Source organism: Micromonospora globbae (assembly GCF_003610785.1).
Lineage (GTDB): Bacteria > Actinomycetota > Actinomycetes > Mycobacteriales > Micromonosporaceae > Micromonospora > Micromonospora globbae.
This window is the reverse complement of sequence record NZ_RAQQ01000025.1, coordinates 21,502-38,012: the sequence shown is the minus strand read 5'-3', so window position 1 is coordinate 38,012 and position 16,511 is coordinate 21,502. Positions and strand designations below refer to the sequence as shown.

The following is a 16,511-nucleotide window of genomic DNA, read 5'->3' as shown; positions in this document are numbered from 1 at the left end:
GCGCGCAAATCCCCGACGCCTGTGAAGGTGGTGATCCACAGATGTCCACGGACACACCCGCGCCGGCCGCGTCCACGCCGGACCGGTACCTCGCCGTACAACGGTCGGACGAGTTCGCCGGGTTGCGTCGCGCCCTGCGCGGCTTCGTCTTTCCGATGACCGTCGCGTTCTTCCTGTGGTACGCGCTCTACGTGATCCTGTCCGCGTACGCCCGGGACTTCATGGGCACGAAGCTCGTCGGCAACATCAACGTGGCCCTCGTGTTCGGGCTGCTCCAGTTCGTTTCCACGTTCCTCATCGCCTGGCTGTACTCCCGCCACGCCGAGCGGAAGATCGACCCGGTCGCCGACCGGATCCGCGCCGAGATCGGGGAGGTGACGCATGAGGACGGTCCTCGCGGCTGAGGCGGGCGACACCACCGCACGGAACCTCACCATCACGCTCTTCCTGATCTTCGTGGCGATCACGCTGGCCATCACGGTGTGGGCCAGCCGGCAGACGAAGACGGCCACCGACTTCTACGCGGGCGGCCGGTCGTTCTCCGGTTTCCAGAACGGCATGGCCATCGGCGGCGACTACATGTCGGCAGCGTCGTTCCTCGGCATCGCCGGCCTCATCGCCCTCTACGGCTACGACGGCTTCCTCTACTCGATCGGCTTCCTGGTCGCCTGGCTGGTGGCCCTGCTGCTCGTGGCCGAACTGCTGCGCAACTCGGGCCGGTACACGATGGCGGACGTGCTGGCGTTCCGGATGCGCCAGCGTCCGGTGCGTACGGCGGCGGCCGTCTCGACCATCACCGTGTCGATCTTCTACCTGCTGGCCCAGATGGTCGGCGCGGGCGCCCTGGTCGCGCTCCTGCTCGGCATCCGCCCCGGTACGACGTTCCTCGGCATGGACGCCGACGCCGCGAAGATCGCCACCATCATCCTGGTCGGCGCCCTGATGATCATCTACGTCACGGTCGGCGGCATGAAGGGCACGACCTACGTGCAGATCGTCAAGGCGTTCCTGCTCATGGGTGGCGCCGTGATCATGACGCTGCTCGTGCTGGCCAAGTACAAGTTCAACCTCTCCTCGCTGCTCGGGGACGCGGCGGCGTCCTCCGGCAAGGGCAGCAACTTCCTCGAACCCGGATTGCGCTACGGCGTCGAGGTGGCCGGCAACGCGACGCAGACCTTCTACAACAAGATGGACCTGCTCTCGCTCGGCATCGCCCTGGTGCTCGGCACGGCCGGCCTGCCGCACATCCTGATCCGCTTCTACACCGTCCCGACCGCGAAGGCGGCCCGCAAGAGCGTGCTCTGGGCGATCGGCATCATCGGCACCTTCTACCTGCTCACCCTGGCGCTCGGCTTCGGCGCGGCGGCCCTGGTGGGCGGCGAGGCGATCACCGCACAGGACCGCGCCGGCAACACCGCGGCACCGCAACTGGCGCAGGTGCTCGGCGTGGACTTCCTCGGAGGCGACCTGGGCGGGGCCACCCTGCTCGCGGTCATCGCCGCGGTCGCGTTCGCCACCATCCTGGCTGTGGTCGCCGGCTTGACCCTTGCCTCGTCGTCGAGCCTCGCGCACGACTTCTACGCCAACGTCCTCAAGGACGGGACGGCCTCGGAGCGCCAGGAGGTGAACGTCGCGCGGATCTCGGCACTGGTGATCGGCGCGATCTCCATCGCGCTCTCGATCTTCGCGCAGAACCTGAACGTGGCGTTCCTGGTGGCGCTCGCGTTCGCGGTGGCCGCGTCGGGCAACCTGCCGGCGATCCTCTACAGCCTGTTCTGGAAGAGGTTCAACACCTCGGGCGCGGTCTGGGCCATCTACGGCGGCCTGCTCGCGGCCGTGGTCCTGGTGTTCTTCTCGCCGGTGGTCTCCGGCGCGCCGACCGCCATGTTCCCCGACCACGACTGGCAGTGGTTCCCGCTGTCGAACCCGGGTCTCATCTCGATCCCGTTCGGCTTCCTCTGCGGCTGGATCGGCACGGTCATCTCGAAGGAGCGTGACGAGGAGAAGTACGCGGAACTGGAGGTGCGCGCCCTCACCGGCGCCGGCGCCCACTAGGGCGACGGCGGGGCGGCACGGACCGTCCGACCCGAAGGTCCCCTCCGGCGCGGGAGGGGACCTTCGCGGCCGTGGTGACGGCCGGCGCGCCGCCCCGCCCCCGACCCGGACGACGGTGACGCTGGGTAGGCTGACCGGTATGAAGGTTGCTCCCCGCTTCGGCCAAGGTCACCGCGTCCTCGTCACGGGCGGCGCCGGCTTCGTGCCGTCACACCTGGTGGACGCCCTGATCGCGCGGGGCTGCTCCGTGGTCGCGCTGGACAACTTCGTCACCGGGTCGAAGGAGAACCTCGCGCACCTGCTGGACACCCCGACCTTCACCCTCGTCGAGGGCGACGTCTCCGACGGGCTGCCGCCGCACCCGGCGCTCGTCGAGCGGTTCGACGCGATCCTGCACATGGCCTCCCCGGCCAGCCCGACCGACTTCGAGAAGCTGCCCGTGGAGATCCTGCGGGTCGGCTCGGTGGCCACCCTGCACCTGCTGGACCGCGCGCTCGCCGACGGCGCCCGGTTCCTGATGGCCTCCACCTCCGAGGCGTACGGGGACCCGAAGGAGCACCCGCAGCGCGAGACCTACTGGGGCAACGTCAACCCGATCGGGATCCGCAGCGTCTACGACGAGGCCAAGCGGTTCTCCGAGGCGGCGACCATGGCGTACCACCGCAGCCGGGGCCTGGACGCCGCGATCGTCCGGATCTTCAACACGTACGGCCCGCGGATGCGGCCGGACGACGGGCGCGCCATCCCCACCTTCATCTCCCAGGCGCTGCGCGGCGATCCGATCACCGTGCACGGCACCGGCGAGCAGACGCGCTCGATCTGCTACGTCGAGGATCTGGTCCGGGGCATCCTGCTGCTGCTCGACTCGACCGAGACCGGCCCGATCAACTGCGGGACCGAACACGAGATGAGCATGCGGCAACTCGCCGAGACCATCGTGTCGCTCGCCGGCAGCACCTCCGAGGTGACGTACGTCACGCGCAGCGCGGACGACCCGGAGATGCGCCGCCCCGACCTGACGCTCGCCCGCGAACTCCTCGGCTACGAACCGGTCGTTGCGCCCGAGGATGGCCTCCGGCGCACCATCGACTACTTCCGCAGCCGGCTCTGACGGCCCCCGTCGCGGCTCTGGCGGCTCTCCGTCGCGGCACGCCCGTCGGAACCTGGGTGTCGCCTGAGGGCGACTCTGGCCGACGCTACGTACCCTGAGTTACATGTCAGCCACCTGGTCCGCCCCGCTCCCGCACCTGCACCGCAGCGCCGGGCGCGCATCGGTGCCCGGCACCGCGCGCGGCGTCTCCGGGCGCGCCCGGCCGTCGGACGCACGCTGGAAGCCGTCGTACGACGAGGAGGAGCCGCAGGGCGGCGGGCCTGGTGGCCCGGGCGGACCCGGCGGGCCGGGCGGTCCGTACGGGCCCGGTGGCGGCGACCGGCCCCGCCGGCGGGGCCCGCGGCCCCGGTGGGGGCGCATCGGCCTGGTGGCCGGGGTGGCAGTGCTGGTGCTCGCGCTGCTCGGCGGGCTCGGCGCCTGGCTCTACGTGCGCAACCTCGACGACGACCTGGCCCGCACCGACCCGTTCGCCGAGATCACCGAGGGCCGGCCGGCGAAGCCCGTGGAGGGTGCGCTCAACATCCTGCTGGTGGGCAGCGACTCCCGCGACCCGGACGCCCCGGTCGACCAGGCCGGCAAGTGGCGGGCCGACACGATCATCGTGATGCACATCCCGTCCGACCACCGGGAGGCCTACCTGGTCTCCATCCCGCGCGACCTGTACGTGCCGATCCCGGAGAGCGCGAACGCCGACTGCGGCTCGGGCCAGCGGGCGAAGATCAACGCGGCGTTCGCGTTCGGCGGCCTGCCGCTCGCGGTACGCACCGTCGAGTGCTTCACCGACGTCCGGCTCGACCACGTGGTGGCCATCGACTTCGCCGGCTTCAAGCAGGTCACCGACGCGCTCGGCGGGGTGGACCTGAACGTCGAGCGGACCGTCACGTCGATCCACAAGCCGTACCGCACGTTCACCAAGGGCATGAACCACATGAACGGCGCGGAGGCGCTGGACTGGATCCGGCAGCGCAAGCAGTTCCCGGACGGCGACTTCGCGCGGATGCGGCACCAGCAGGAGTTCCTGCGCGCCCTGCTGGACAAGGCGGCGAGCACCGGCACGCTCAGCAACCCGAAGAAGCTGAACGCCTCCCTCCAGTCCGTGACCGATGCCGTCACCGTGGACAAGGACTTCTCGTTGGTCGACATGGCGGTGCAGTTCCGCAACCTGCGAGGTGAGAACCTGACGTTCGTGACCAGCCCGAACTCCGGCAGCGACATGGTCGACGGAGAGTCGGTGGTGGTTTCCGACCGGGAGAAGGCGCTGGCGATGTACCGCGCGATGTCGGCCGACACGATGGCCGACTGGGTGAAGGCCAACCAGCCGCAGAAGGGCACCGACGGCGGCTGAACGGTCACTCTCCGGGCGTGACGTCCCGGGCGGCGGTGAAGAAGTTTCCAGTTCGTGAAAGGCCGCCCATCACCGGTCGCCATCGATCCGGGCGATCGGTCAGAATGCCCGTGCCCCCGGGTGCACGGCTATTTGCCGCCTGACGAACTCGCCAGGATCGCAAAGTGTCCGTACAGTGATCCCGCCCCCTGACAACGCGAGCTGGAGCACGCATGCCGGTTCAGACCAGCCGTCGCCCTCCGTCGCTGGATGACCACCGATCGCCCATGGGCGGTGGCCCCACCATCCCCACCCAACCGCGGCGGGGTGCCGACGCGACCCCCCCGAGGAAGCGGCCGCGTCGCAAGGACCCGCTCTGGGCCCGGCTCACGGTGGTCTTCGGCGCGGTGCTGATGCTGACGAGCGGCGTCGCGATCGTCGGCAGCAAGGCGCTGATCAGCCAGGCGACCGGCAACATCGCCCAGCGGAACCTGCTGGGCGACGCGGGCAAGACCGACGCCGAGGGCGGCGCGAGCCTGGACGGCGCGATCGACATGCTGCTGCTCGGCGTGGACGCGCGGGAGCGGTGGGCGGCGGACGACGTCCGGTCGGACTCGATCATCGTCCTGCACATCCCGGCCAGCCACGACCAGGCGTACCTGATCTCCATCCCCCGCGACACCGAGGCGCACATCCCGCAGTGGGAGAAGGGCAACTGGGCGGGCGGCACCGAGAAGATCAACGCCGCGTTCCAGATCGGCGCCCGCAACGGTGGCGGCTGGGAGGGTGGCGCCCAGTTGATGGCGAGGACCATCAAGCAGCTCACCGGGGTCAGCTTCGACGGCGCCGCGATCATCAACTTCGGCGGCTTCAAGAACATCATCGAGGCCCTCGGCACCGTGCGGATCTGCGTGAAGCAGGAAGTCAAGTCGATCCACATGTCGTACGTCGACGGCAAGCCGATGTGGAACGCGGACGCCAAGAAGACCGGCAAGCCCATGACCCCGGTGGTGCACAAGAAGGGCTGCCAGGAGATGGAGGGCTGGGCCGCGCTCGACTACTCCCGTCAGCGCAAGACCCTCAAGAACGGCGACTACGACCGGCAGCAGAACCAGCAGCAGCTGATCAAGGCGATGGCCCGCAAGGCCACCGAGCAGGGCACGCTCACCAACCCCATCAAGATCCAGCAGCTCATCAAGGCCGCCGGCAAGGCGCTGGTCCTGGACACGAGCGGCGTGCCGATCGCGGACTTCATCTTCACCCTGCGCGGCATCACCGCGAACGAGCTCACCATGCTCAAGACGAACAACGGCACCTTCAACGGCAACGGCGCCGGCCGGGAGGTGCTCAGCGCCGAGACGCTGGAGATGTTCAAGGCGGTCAAGCAGGACAAGCTGGCCGAGTACGTCTTCTACCACCCCGAGGTCGTCTCCAACCGGCAGTGACCTCCTTCCGGCGACCAGCGGCCGGCGCCGCGTGATCGGCCGCCGGGAAAGTCCGCGAACCGGGCCAGCCGGCACGGCCCCGCCCGTAGCCTGACGTGAGCAGCACTCACGTACTGGCGACGGGGAGGGGCCACGTCCAGGTCGGGCCAGGACGACGGGGAGCGGACCGGGGCGGACGCCGGGACCGTCCGGCCGCGTCGCGCCCGCTGGCCGCGCGTCCTGCTCGGAACGGGCCTCGCGCTGGTGCTGCTCGCCGGGCTCGCCGTGTTCGGGCTCCAGGCGCTGACCGACCGGTACGACCGCACCGTGCTCAAGGAGCAACTGCTCGCCCCGGACGCGCGGAACGCGCGGACCGACCTGTCCGGTCCACTGAACTACCTGCTCATCGGCACCGACCGGCGGCCCGGGGACACCAACCCGGAGCAGCGCGCCGACACCATCCTCATCGTGCACGTGCCGGCCGGGCTACGGCAGGCGTACCTGGTCTCCATCCCCCGCGACCTGCTCGTCGCCATCCCGGCCGCCAACGGCTACGCCGGCGGCCAGGACAAGATCAACGCGGCGTACGAGCACGGCGGCGGCGGCGAGTCGGGCGCCCAACTGCTGTCGGCCACGCTGGCCCGGCTGACCGGGCTCCGCTTCGACGGCGCCGCGCTGGTCGACTTCTCCGGCATCCGGCAGGTGGTGGACCTGCTCGGCGGGGTACGCATGTGCGTCGACCGCGAGGTCCGGTCGATCCACACCAACCGCGTCTTCAGCCCCGGCTGCCGACAGATGAACGGCGCCGAGGCGCTGGATTACGTCCGACAGCGCTACGACCTGCCCGGCGGCGACTACGACCGCCAACGCCACCAGCAGCAACTGCTCCGGGCGATGCTGGACCGCGCCGGCGAGACCCGGCTGCGGACGAACCCGGTCAAGCTCGACCAGGTGATCCGGGCGGTCGGCGACTCGCTGACCGTGGACACCAACGGGGTGGCCCTGGAGGACCTGCTCTTCGCCCTCCGCGGGCTGCCACCCGACGCCCTCAAGGGCGTGCAGGTGCCCTCGTATCCGCAGGTCATCGACGAGGTGTCGTACGTGGTGCTGGACAACGGCGGCAACGGGCTCTTCGACGCCGTCCGCGGCACCCGGATGCCGGACTGGGCGCAGGCGAACCCGCGCTGGGTCGTCCGGTTGTGACGGCGCCGACGGCCGGGTCCCCGGCGATCGGCACGACGAGGATCTAGGCTTGGTAGCCGTGTTCGGACCCCAGGTTCCCACCATGTCCGTGACCGAGGTCGCGGACGACACGTACCTGCTCGACGTGCGCGAGGACGACGAGTGGGCGGCCGGCCACGCGCCCGGCGCACACCACCTTCCGATGATGGAGCTGCCGGCCCGGCTGGCCGAGGTGCCCACCGACCGGGACGTCGCCGTCATCTGCCGCTCCGGCGGTCGCTCCGCCCAGGTCGTCGCCTACCTCGTGCGCAACGGCTGGGAGCAGGTGCGCAACGTCGAGGGCGGCATGGGCGAGTGGGCCGCCGCCGGGCGACCCGTGGTCGGCGAGGACGGGCAGCCCGGCCGGGTGCTCTAGGACGCCGCCATGGGCGACCAACCCCTGGTGTTCGCGCACCGCGGCGCCTCGTACGACCTCCCCGAGCACACCCTCGCGGCGTACCTGCGCGCCCTCGCGGAGGGAGCCGACGGGCTGGAGTGCGACGTCCGGCTGACCCGCGACGGGCATCTCGTCTGCGTGCACGACCGCCGGCTGGACCGCACCAGCAACGGGCGCGGCCTCGTGAGCGCCCGTACGCTCGCCGAGCTGGAGATGCTCGACTTCGGCTCCTGGCACCCGGGGTGCGCCCCCGCGGACGGGGACGAACCGCCGGACGAGTCGCACACCCGGCTGCTCACCCTCGAACGCCTGCTCGACGCCGTGCTGGACGCCGGCCGGCCGGTCCGGCTGCTGGTCGAGACCAAGCACCCGTCCCGGTACGGCGCCGACGTCGAACGGCGCCTGGTCCGGATGCTGCGCCGGTACGGCCTGGCCGAGCCGCGACCGGACGACCCGGTCCAGGTGACCGTCATGTCGTTCTCCCCGCTGGCCGTGCGCCGGATCCGGGAACTGGCACCGACGCTGCCCACCGTGCTGCTGCTGGAGGTGCTGCCGCGCTGGCTGCGCCTGGGCCGGCTGCCCTTCGGCACCCGGATCGCCGGGCCGGGGATCGGTCTGGTCCGGGCCCGCCCGCAGCTGCTGCCGGCCCTGCGCGCGGCCGGCAACGAGGTGTACGTCTGGACGGTCAACGAACCGGAGGACCTCGACCTCGTCCTCACCGCCGGGGTCGACGGGATCATCACCGACCGCCCCGCCCAGACGCTCGCCCGCCTCGGACGCTGACCCGGCGCGGGTACGGGGCCGGTCGGGCGGCCGCGGGACGCGCGTCCGGGCCTGCCTGCCGTGCGGGTGCCGGTCGGATCGGGCCGCGACCGCGGGACGCCCGCCCGGGCCTGCCCGCCACGCGGATCCGGTCGGGCGAGGGCCGCGGGACGCGCGGGGGTGCCCAAAATCCGGTCGGCGGGGCACACTTTCGGACATGCCGGAGCGCATCGACTTCGCCGCTCTCATCGCCGGCCACACCGTGGTGATCGAAATGATCAACTCCGGTGACGCCGGGCTTCCCGTCCTCACCCAGCTGCTCCGGGTCGCCCAGCCGGCGCTCGGCGCGACCGCCATGGCGTTCGTCGAGTTCGGCCCCACCGGGGGTCGGGTGATCTCCGCGACCGGCACGGCCGAGTGGACCCTCGGCCGGCCGTTCGCCCCCGACGACCCGGCCACCGTCTACCTGCTCAGCGGTCCCCGCGTGCAGCAGGTCCGCCTCGACCAGCTCAACGGCAGGCTGTCCGGCGAACTGGTCGAACGGGGCCTGCGCCGGATGGTCGTCTCCCGCGCGGAGATCGGCGGGCACCCGGTCGGCAGCCTGCACGCCTTCTACTCCGACGGCGAGGACGAGCCGGACGCCGAGCAGCACGGCGTCGTCGCGTACCTCGCCTCCTGCATCGCCCACATGTACGGCGACCAGACCGGGTTGCCGGTGCACGGCGACGGCCCGGTCGTCGCGGCGCTCGCCGACGGGCTCGCCGTGGTCGACCGCGACGGTCGGGTGCGGCTGTGGAACCCGGCGGCGGCCCAGGTGACCGGTCAGGCCGCGGCCCAGGCGCTCAGCCGGCCGCTGCCGTTCCCCATCCCCCCTCCCGGGCAGGTGCTCGACCACCGGCTGCCCGACGGCCGCTGGCTGCGGATCACCTCCGGCGAGCTGCCCGGTCCCGGTTCCCTGCGGGTGGTGACCTTCCGGGACATCACCGACCAGCAGCGCCGCGACCACGAGCGGGACCTCTTCGTCGCGGTGACCAGCCACGAGCTGCGCACGCCGGTCACGGTGATCAAGGGGTACGCGGACACCCTCACCGACCACTGGGAGTCGCTGACCGACGCGGACCGGCGCCAGGCGGCCCGGATCATCGGCCAGCGGGCGAACGAGCTGGCCCGGCTGGTCGACCGACTGCTCTCCTCGGCGGCCGAGTCGGGCCCGGGGGACGAGCCACCGACCCCCTTCGACCTCGGCGACACCCTGCGCGCCGCCGTCGCCGACCTTCCGGCGGAACTGCGCCGCCGGGTCACCGTCGACCTGCCCGTCGACCTGCCCAAGGCCCTCGGTCACCGGCCGAGCCTGGCCACCGTGCTCACCGAGCTGGTCACCAACGCGGGCAAGTACTCGACGGCGGGCACACCCATCGAGGTCAGCGCCGGGTCGGACACGCAGATGGTGTCGTTCCGCGTGAGCGACCGGGGCATTGGCATCCGGCCCGAGCACGTCGAGCGGGCCTTCGACCGGTTCTGGCAGGGCGAGTCCGGTGACCGCCGGGGCTACCCGGGCGCCGGACTCGGTCTCTATCTCGTCCGCCGGATCGTTGAACAGCAGAATGGATGGGTATCCCTCCGTCCGAGGACCGGTGGCGGTACGGTCGCAGAGGTGCGGCTACCGCGCGGGTGACGGGCCGTGGTGGGGGCGTGAAGGGGCGACGGTGGCGACGGGAACGGGTGAACGAGCCTGGTGCGTGGTGGTTCCCCACCACGCCAGTGGAGCGCGGCTGGCTCGGCACCGGCTGGCCGCCGAACTGACCGATCTGGTGCCGCCGACCCTCCTCGCCGACCTGGTCGCGGTCCTGGCCGAGCTCGTGGGCAACGCCGTCCGGCACGCCCGCCCGCTGCCCGGCGGGGTGGTCCGGGTGGCGTGGCGGCTGAGCGGCCCGGCCGACGCGCCCCGCGTCCAGCTCCGGGTCACCGACGGCGGCGCCGCCGAGGAGCCGCGGATGCGGGCGCCCAGCCTCGACGCGGCCGACGGCCGGGGGCTGCACATCGTCGCCGGGCTGGCCGACCGGTGGGGCGTCGAGCGGGACGGGCTCGGGCAGAGCGTCTGGGCCGACTTCGAGCCCGCCGGGTCCGTCCGCCCCGATCTCGCCGTCGCCGGCTGACCCCGCGTGGCCCACGCCGAGCTGCCCATCGCACCGGTGAAACGGGAGGCCCCCGCCCGGGTCCTCCCCACACACGTCGGCCCGGGCCTCTAGGCTGTCTCGCCGTGAGCAAGCGTCGAAAGAGCCAGCGGGCCGCCGAGACCACCCCCAAGCGGGAGAAGGTGCGCGACATCTTCGTCCCGCGCCCGTTCGAGGGGCTCGCCGACGAGCCCGAGTGGATCGCGTTGCGGGAACTCGTCCCGGCCGCGTCCGCGCCGCTGCGGCTCGCCCCCGCCCTCGTGGAGGAGTTCGGCGAGCGTCCGGTGACCCTCGCCACGGTGCTGCCGATGGCCGCCCCCGCCATGACGAAGCCGGACGGCCGCGTGCTCATCGGGCTCCAGCGGCACATCCAGTCCGGCGACGTCTCCCGGGATCTCGCCGAGGCGCTGCTCTGCGCGCTGCGGACCGAGCCGGGCAGCCCCGTCGCGGTGCCGCCGCTGCCCGGGCCCGGGCCCCGGCTGCAGGACGTCCTCGTCGACGGGCCGCTGGAGATCACCATGCACGACGGGTTCGAGTTCTGGCTCGACCCGGGCGCCACCGACGACCCGAACGTGCAGGCGTCCCTGGAGCGGGCGAACGCCGCCATCTACCCGACGGTGCGGCTCACCGCCGCGAAGGCCGCGTACTGGTGCCAGGTGCCGGAGAAGGCGCACGTGCGCTGGGTGCTCCCGGAGGACGAGGACACCGCGCTCGACGCGCTGGCCCGCCTCGGCGCCGCCGGCACCCTGACCCTGGGCGACGACACCCGCTTCGCTGGCATGTTCCGCGCGCACGGGCGCCTCGTGCCGGTGTGGGACCTGCCCGAGCACACGCCCGCCGGCGAGTGGGAGGCCCCGGTGGCCGAGTTCGCCAAGCGGTACGCCGAGGCGCTCGCCGACACCGCACCCCTGGACGCCGCCGCACGCCGCTCCCGCCAGGGCCTGCTAGGCCGCCAACTAACCCTGCGCTGACACGCCCCTACCCCCCCTCGCCCCCGCGCCCCGGCCTCTTCCCGCGATCTTGCACTTTGGGCCCTCGGTTCGTGCCACTCTGTGGCTTTTGTCGGGGCACAAAGTGCAAGATCGCGGGGGAAGAGGGGGTCAGAGCGGCTCGCGTACCAGGGGGCAGGACATGCAGCGGGGGCCGCCCCGGCCGGAGCCGAGTTCCGAGCCGGCGATCGGGATCACCTCGATGCCCGCCCGTTCCAGCTGCGCGTTGGTCTCGACGTTGCGCTCGTACCCCACGCAGAGCCGCGGCGCGATGGCGAGGGTGTTGTTGCCGTCGTCCCACTGCTCGCGCTCGGCGGTGACCGGGTCGAGGCCGGTGTCGATGACGCGGAGCTGGTCGAGGTCCATGGCGTCCGCGGCGGCCCGCAGGAAGGGGGCCGGCCCGTCCACCCGGGGGTCGCCGCCGTCCGCGCCGGCGATCACGGTGTACGCCGACAGCGTGTCGGCGACGTTCGGGTACATGAGGACGGCGTCGACATCGACCATCGTGCAGACCGTGTCCAGGTGCATGGTGGCCCGCTCCTGCGCGATCGGCACCACGAGGATGGTGTGCGCCAGCCCGGCGGCGAAGACCTGCCGCCCGAGCCGCTCGGCGCCGGCGGGCGTGGTCCGCTCGCCCACCCCCACCGCGATCACACCGGGCGCCAGCAGCAGGACGTCGCCGCCCTCCAGGTGCTCCAGTCCCGGGTGGTAGACGAACTCGGTGCCGGCGAAGCGCGGGTGGTGACGGTAGATGGCGTTGGTCAGCGTGCTCTCCCGCCGCCGCGCCTGCATGGCGAGGCTGGTGACACCGACCCGGTCCCGGATCCACAGTGACGAGTCCCGGGTGAAGAGCAGGTTGGGCAGCGGGTCGATGACGAAGTCGTGCCGGTCCATCAGCGTGTAGACGAGCCCGCCCGGGCGTTCCGGGCTGATGCGCAGCTCCTCGTGGGCGAGGCCGGCGATGAGCACGTCGGCGAGCGCGGCCGGGTCGAGGTACGCGAGGTGGTCGGCGACCCGCGCGCGCAGCGTGTCCCCCAGCCGGGGCGAGCTGAGCACCTGCTCGGTCAGCTCGGCCCGGGCGTCGGCGACGCCCAGCGTCTCGGCGAGCAGGTCGGCCAGGTAGAGCACCTCCACCCCACGCTCGCGCAGCGCCGCGGCGAAGGCGTCGTGCTCCTCCTGCGCGCGTCCCACCCACGGGATGGCGTCGAAGAGGAGGGAGTCGTTGTTGCGAGGGGTCAGGCGGGCGAGTTCCGGGCCGGGACGGTGCAGGAGCACCGTCCCGAGCCGGCCGACTTCGCTGTCCACATAGTGGGTCACCCTGGCAGCGTAGGGCAGGGTTTGGCGGCATCCGGGAAAAGAAGTGTGGATGAATATGGCATTCATCCACAGTCACTCCGGCGCTCCACCTTGCCGACCACCCCGACTGGCAACGTAGGGTAGTGGGGACATAACTTCGAGGGACCTTTTGCCGGAGGTCGCGATGACTGTCTTCCCCGCCCGCCGAGCCGTACCGACCAGCCGCGGCCTGCCGCGTGTGGCGGTGCCACACCCCCGCGTGGAGTCGCCGGGGGCCCTCGAGCCGGTCCGTCCGACCCCTCTCGAGTGGGCCCGCCGTCGGCGGGCGGAGCGCGGCGCACGACGACTGGAGGCGGCCGGCGCGCGGGCCCTCGGCCAGCTCGACCACCTCGGGCCGGCGTGGCACGTCATCGAGTGGCCCCGCACCGACCCGGCCGACCTCCTGCTGGACCGGCCGCACGAGGAACGCGCCGGGTTCCTCGCCATCGGGCCGAGCGGTCTCTTCGCGGTCACCATCGTCGACCACGGCCGGGCCCGGGTGCTCGTGGCCGGCGACGTCGTCCAGATCAACGGCAAGCGCCCGCCGTACGTGACCGAGGCGCGCCGCGACGCCAAGCGGGCCAGCAAGGCGTTGTCGGACGCCGTGGGCCTGCCGATCCCGGTGACGCCGGTGCTGACGTTCGTCGGCTCCGGCGTCATCAGCGTCTACGGCCTGCCCAAGGACTGCCTCATGGCCACGCACCGGGAGCTGGACCGCCTGCTCGTCGCCGGCGGAAACCGGATCAGCCCGGCGACCGCCGAGAAGCTGTCCCGGGTGGCACAGCATCCGAACACCTGGCTGAACGGCACCTACCGTCCGGCCGCCGACTACCGGTGGTACGAGGACGGCCGAACGGCCGCTGACAAGCCGGCCAACCGCCGGTAACGTCATCGGGGACGTCACGTGGGCCGGCCGCCGCCGGCGCCACAGGTCCGCGCCGTCGCCGGCCGTCCGGTCCGGTAGCCGCTCGCGCAGCGGTGGTCCGGCGGTCGCGGTGCGGTCGCCGACCGTCTGGACAACCGGCTAGCGTGGACAGTCCGTCGGTGTACATAGGAGGCTCGGTGGCCCACGTCGAACTCTCGCTCTCGGAAGTGTTCGTGCCGGCGGCGCGGGCCTCGACAGAGCCGGAGTTCGACAACGTGGGCCGCTGGTCCTCGACGGTGTCGGAGGCCGACGAGCCCTGCCTGCTCATCGATGCCGAGACCCGGGTGGTGGCGATCTCGGCCGCGGGGTGCGAGCTGCTCTGCCTCGGCGAGCCGCGGACGGTGATCGGGTTGCCCCTGCTCGACGGCGGGCTGCGCCTGCTCGACTTCACCGCCAACCGCGGCGAGCTGACCGAGCAGGAGATCGACAAGATCCCGCCCCTGCTGGCGCTCTCCTCCGGCCGGCTCGCCCGGGGCCTGCTCCGCGTACAGGCGGCGACCGAGGGAGCCCCGGACTCGACGGTGGACGCGATCTCCACACCGGTGCTCACCGACGGCGTCGTGGCCGGCTCGCTGACGTTCTTCTCCGGCGTCTGACCTGCGGCGATGTGTGGCGTTCGCCGCACGCGGCGAAGCCGGGAGGGGTCGGGCCGAGGCCGTAGGGTGCCCTCATGCTCGATATCGCGCTGCTGCCGGGGGAGTACGCCGTGTGCCGGATGGCCGCCGGCTCCGCCCTGCCGCCCGCGTTGTCGAGCGGGCTCGGCGCCGCCGACGTGGTGACGGTGAGCTGGACCGCTGACGGCATCTCGGTGATCTGTCCGATGGACCGGGCCCCCGAGCACGCCGTGGTGGAGACGGCGTGGCGCTGCCTGCGGGTGGCCGGCCCGGACGGCGTGGCCGTCACCGGCACCCTGGCCGCCCTGGTCGACCCGCTCACGGCGGCCCGCGTGAGCGCGGTGGCGTTCTCCACGTTCGACACCGACTACCTGCTGGTCCCGAGCGTACGGCTCGGCGAGGCGACCGCCGCGCTCGAGCGCGCCGGGCACCGCGTGCTCGGCTGACCTTCACCCGCGCTGCGGATCCTCCTACGATGGGCACGGCCACCCCCGGCCCACCGTCCCCGCCCCCTCAGGATCGGCCGTGCCGCCCACCCCGCCCCGCCGTACCGTGCTCCGCCGCTCCGCCGGCCGGCCGTCGACGCCGCCCGGCGCACACCCGACGCCGCCCGGTGCCCCGGGTGCGGCCGGCACGCCGCGGGCGCCCCACCGGTGGCGCCGTCCGGCGGTGGCCGTCGTGGCCGCGCTGGCACTGGCCGGCTGCGGGGCCCCACCCGACCTTCGCCAGCCGGCGTCGGCCGCCTCACCGACCGCACCGCCGCCGCCGACCTCGGTGCCCACCCCGGCGGTCCCGCCGGCCACCGGTCTCCCGTCGGGTTTCCCGGAGGCGTCGGCCACGCCGACCGACGCCGGTCTGGTGGCGACACCCTGCCGGAGCGGGCCGACCGGCGAGCGGATCGTCCGGCTGCTGCGTGGCCCCGCCGGGGTGCTCCCCGACGACGTCCGCGTCCAGGTCCGCACCGGGCCGCAGTGCGCCGCGGACTGGCAGTACACGGTGCTCCAGGTGACCGGCTACGAGGAACTCCTGGTGGTCACCCGGGGCCGGCCGACCGCCCCGGAGCTGGTGACGGCCGGCACCGACGTCTGCACCGCCGAGGTGCGGGTGCTCGCCCCGCCCGGCATCCGGACCTTGGCCTGCGACGGCGGCACGGTGGGCGTACCGGGTGCGTAGGCTGGTCGGCATGCCGGGTACGCCGCCGACGCGCTTCGTCTACCTCGGGCCCGAGGGCACCTTCGCCGAGCAGGCGCTGCGCACGATCCCCGCCGCCGAACGCGGCAGCCGTACGCCCGCCCGCAGCGTCGGGGAGGCGCTGGAGAACGTCCGGGCCGGCGACGCCGACGCGGCCCTGGTGCCGCTGGAGAACTCGATCGGCGGGGCGGTCGGGGTGACGCTGGACGAGTTGGCCGAGGGCGAGCCCCTGGTGATCACCCGCGAGGTGATCCTGCCCGTGGAGTTCGTGCTCGGCGCGCGGTCCGGCACCGAGCTGGCCGCGGTCCGTACGGTGGCCGCGCACCCGCAGGCGTCCACCCAGTGCCGGAACTGGCTCCGGGTCCACCTGCCCGACGCCGTCGTGGTCGACGTCCTCTCCAACGGCGCCGCCGCCGCGGGTGCCGCCGCCGGCGAGTACGACGCCGCCATCTGCGCGCCCATCGGCGCGACGCGGCACCGGCTGGCGGTGCTCGCCGACAAGATCGCCGACCATCCGGACGCGGTGACGCGGTTCGCGCTGCTCTCCCGTCCCGGCCCGCCCCCGCCACCGACCGGGGACGACGTGACCTCGCTGGCCGTCTACATCGCCCACGACCGGGTGGGCGCGCTGCTGGCGGTGCTCATGGAGCTGGCCGTACGCGGGGTCAACCTGACCCGCATCGAGTCCCGGCCCACCGGCGAGGCGCTGGGCCGCTACGTCTTCTTCCTCGACTGCACGGGGCACGTGGCGGACGTCCGGCTCGGCGAGGCGTTGCAGGGGCTGCGCCGGGTCTGCGCCGACGTACGCTTCCTCGGCTCGTACCCCCGCCACCGCTGGGCGGAGGCGGCGGGCGAGCGGCCCGTCCCGCCGCCGCCCGGCCTCTCGGACGCCGACTACGCCGACGCGGCGGCCTGGCTGGCCCGACTGCGTGCCGGCGAACTCAGCTGACCGCCGCCCGACCGCGACGCACGACCGAGTGCCCCGACCG

17 protein-coding genes are annotated in these 16,511 nt (G+C 72.9%); 16 read left to right on the top strand and 1 reads right to left on the bottom strand.

Translation table 11 applies throughout. The annotated features are described in order from the left end of the window. The first annotated feature begins 41 nt into the window (after positions 1–41). The 11 genes from D7I43_RS27040 to D7I43_RS26990 all read left to right on the top strand — a co-directional run bounded on the left by D7I43_RS27040 (position 42) and on the right by D7I43_RS26990 (position 11,439). Positions 42–404, top strand: coding sequence for a DUF485 domain-containing protein (locus D7I43_RS27040; RefSeq protein ID WP_120331402.1), 363 nt, complete (start codon positions 42–44; stop codon positions 402–404). Next, on the top strand, positions 382–2,055 hold the full coding sequence (locus D7I43_RS27035; RefSeq protein ID WP_120331401.1) for a solute symporter family protein: 1,674 nt from the start codon (positions 382–384) through the stop codon (positions 2,053–2,055). The genes D7I43_RS27040 and D7I43_RS27035 overlap by 23 nt, the downstream gene beginning before the upstream one ends. 139 nt (positions 2,056–2,194) lie before the next feature. Further along, positions 2,195–3,166: an NAD-dependent epimerase/dehydratase family protein gene (locus D7I43_RS27030; protein WP_120331400.1), complete on the top strand. Its 972-nt coding sequence runs from the start codon at positions 2,195–2,197 to the stop codon at positions 3,164–3,166. A gap of 103 nt (positions 3,167–3,269) precedes the next feature. Then, positions 3,270–4,511: an LCP family protein gene (locus D7I43_RS27025; RefSeq protein ID WP_120331399.1), complete on the top strand. Its 1,242-nt coding sequence runs from the start codon at positions 3,270–3,272 to the stop codon at positions 4,509–4,511. 212 nt (positions 4,512–4,723) lie between these two features. Then, positions 4,724–5,935, top strand: coding sequence for an LCP family protein (locus tag D7I43_RS27020; RefSeq protein ID WP_120331398.1), 1,212 nt, complete (start codon positions 4,724–4,726; stop codon positions 5,933–5,935). A 243-nt stretch (positions 5,936–6,178) separates the two neighbouring features. Beyond that, the gene (locus D7I43_RS27015; protein WP_192902286.1) at positions 6,179–7,117 is read left to right on the top strand and encodes an LCP family protein; all 939 of its coding nucleotides are present in this window, start codon (positions 6,179–6,181) and stop codon (positions 7,115–7,117) included. A 58-nt stretch (positions 7,118–7,175) separates the two neighbouring features. Beyond that, the gene (locus tag D7I43_RS27010) at positions 7,176–7,511 is read left to right on the top strand and encodes a rhodanese-like domain-containing protein (RefSeq protein WP_120331397.1); all 336 of its coding nucleotides are present in this window, start codon (positions 7,176–7,178) and stop codon (positions 7,509–7,511) included. 9 nt (positions 7,512–7,520) lie between these two features. Beyond that, positions 7,521–8,315: a glycerophosphodiester phosphodiesterase gene (locus tag D7I43_RS27005; RefSeq protein WP_120331396.1), complete on the top strand. Its 795-nt coding sequence runs from the start codon at positions 7,521–7,523 to the stop codon at positions 8,313–8,315. 196 nt (positions 8,316–8,511) lie between these two features. Further along, the gene (locus D7I43_RS27000; protein WP_120331395.1) at positions 8,512–9,969 is read left to right on the top strand and encodes a sensor histidine kinase; all 1,458 of its coding nucleotides are present in this window, start codon (positions 8,512–8,514) and stop codon (positions 9,967–9,969) included. 64 nt (positions 9,970–10,033) lie between these two features. Beyond that, positions 10,034–10,450, top strand: a complete 417-nt coding sequence (locus tag D7I43_RS26995) for an ATP-binding protein (protein ID WP_240033181.1) — start codon at positions 10,034–10,036, stop codon at positions 10,448–10,450. Between the two features lie 104 nt (positions 10,451–10,554). Further along, on the top strand, positions 10,555–11,439 hold the full coding sequence (locus D7I43_RS26990) for a DUF5926 family protein (RefSeq protein WP_120331393.1): 885 nt from the start codon (positions 10,555–10,557) through the stop codon (positions 11,437–11,439). Between the two features lie 129 nt (positions 11,440–11,568). On the opposite strand, the gene D7I43_RS26985 is transcribed toward D7I43_RS26990, so the two are convergent. Next, a complete protein-coding gene (locus D7I43_RS26985; protein ID WP_120331392.1) occupies positions 11,569–12,774 on the bottom strand; it encodes an arginine deiminase in 1,206 nt (401 codons plus the stop codon). A gap of 163 nt (positions 12,775–12,937) precedes the next feature. On the opposite strand from D7I43_RS26985, the gene D7I43_RS26980 reads away from it, so the two are divergent. From D7I43_RS26980 to pheA, 5 genes are all read left to right on the top strand, one after another. Then, positions 12,938–13,678 (top strand): hypothetical protein, encoded by a 741-nt coding sequence (locus D7I43_RS26980; protein ID WP_120331391.1) that lies wholly within the window; start codon positions 12,938–12,940, stop codon positions 13,676–13,678. Positions 13,679–13,854: 176 nt separating this feature from the next. Beyond that, a complete protein-coding gene (locus D7I43_RS26975) occupies positions 13,855–14,313 on the top strand; it encodes a hypothetical protein (RefSeq protein WP_120331390.1) in 459 nt (152 codons plus the stop codon). 74 nt (positions 14,314–14,387) lie between these two features. Beyond that, the gene (locus tag D7I43_RS26970; RefSeq protein WP_120331389.1) at positions 14,388–14,777 is read left to right on the top strand and encodes an ACT domain-containing protein; all 390 of its coding nucleotides are present in this window, start codon (positions 14,388–14,390) and stop codon (positions 14,775–14,777) included. A 223-nt stretch (positions 14,778–15,000) separates the two neighbouring features. Next, on the top strand, positions 15,001–15,504 hold the full coding sequence (locus D7I43_RS26965; protein WP_120331445.1) for a hypothetical protein: 504 nt from the start codon (positions 15,001–15,003) through the stop codon (positions 15,502–15,504). A 10-nt stretch (positions 15,505–15,514) separates the two neighbouring features. After that, positions 15,515–16,471, top strand: a complete 957-nt coding sequence (gene pheA, locus D7I43_RS26960; RefSeq protein ID WP_120331444.1) for a prephenate dehydratase — start codon at positions 15,515–15,517, stop codon at positions 16,469–16,471. The last annotated feature ends 40 nt before the right edge of the window (positions 16,472–16,511 follow it).

What these genes read in the sequence shown, in the direction of transcription:
- D7I43_RS27040 (WP_120331402.1), top strand. Translation starts at nt 42, where the DNA reads ATGTCCACGGACACACCCGCGCCGGCCGCGTCCACGCCGGACCGGTAC.
- D7I43_RS27035 (WP_120331401.1), top strand. Translation starts at nt 382, where the DNA reads ATGAGGACGGTCCTCGCGGCTGAGGCGGGCGACACCACCGCACGGAAC.
- D7I43_RS27030 (WP_120331400.1), top strand. Translation starts at nt 2,195, where the DNA reads ATGAAGGTTGCTCCCCGCTTCGGCCAAGGTCACCGCGTCCTCGTCACG.
- D7I43_RS27025 (WP_120331399.1), top strand. Translation starts at nt 3,270, where the DNA reads ATGTCAGCCACCTGGTCCGCCCCGCTCCCGCACCTGCACCGCAGCGCC.
- D7I43_RS27020 (WP_120331398.1), top strand. Translation starts at nt 4,724, where the DNA reads ATGCCGGTTCAGACCAGCCGTCGCCCTCCGTCGCTGGATGACCACCGA.
- D7I43_RS27005 (WP_120331396.1), top strand. Translation starts at nt 7,521, where the DNA reads ATGGGCGACCAACCCCTGGTGTTCGCGCACCGCGGCGCCTCGTACGAC.
- D7I43_RS27000 (WP_120331395.1), top strand. Translation starts at nt 8,512, where the DNA reads ATGCCGGAGCGCATCGACTTCGCCGCTCTCATCGCCGGCCACACCGTG.
- D7I43_RS26980 (WP_120331391.1), top strand. Translation starts at nt 12,938, where the DNA reads ATGACTGTCTTCCCCGCCCGCCGAGCCGTACCGACCAGCCGCGGCCTG.
- D7I43_RS26970 (WP_120331389.1), top strand. Translation starts at nt 14,388, where the DNA reads ATGCTCGATATCGCGCTGCTGCCGGGGGAGTACGCCGTGTGCCGGATG.
- pheA (WP_120331444.1), top strand. Translation starts at nt 15,515, where the DNA reads ATGCCGGGTACGCCGCCGACGCGCTTCGTCTACCTCGGGCCCGAGGGC.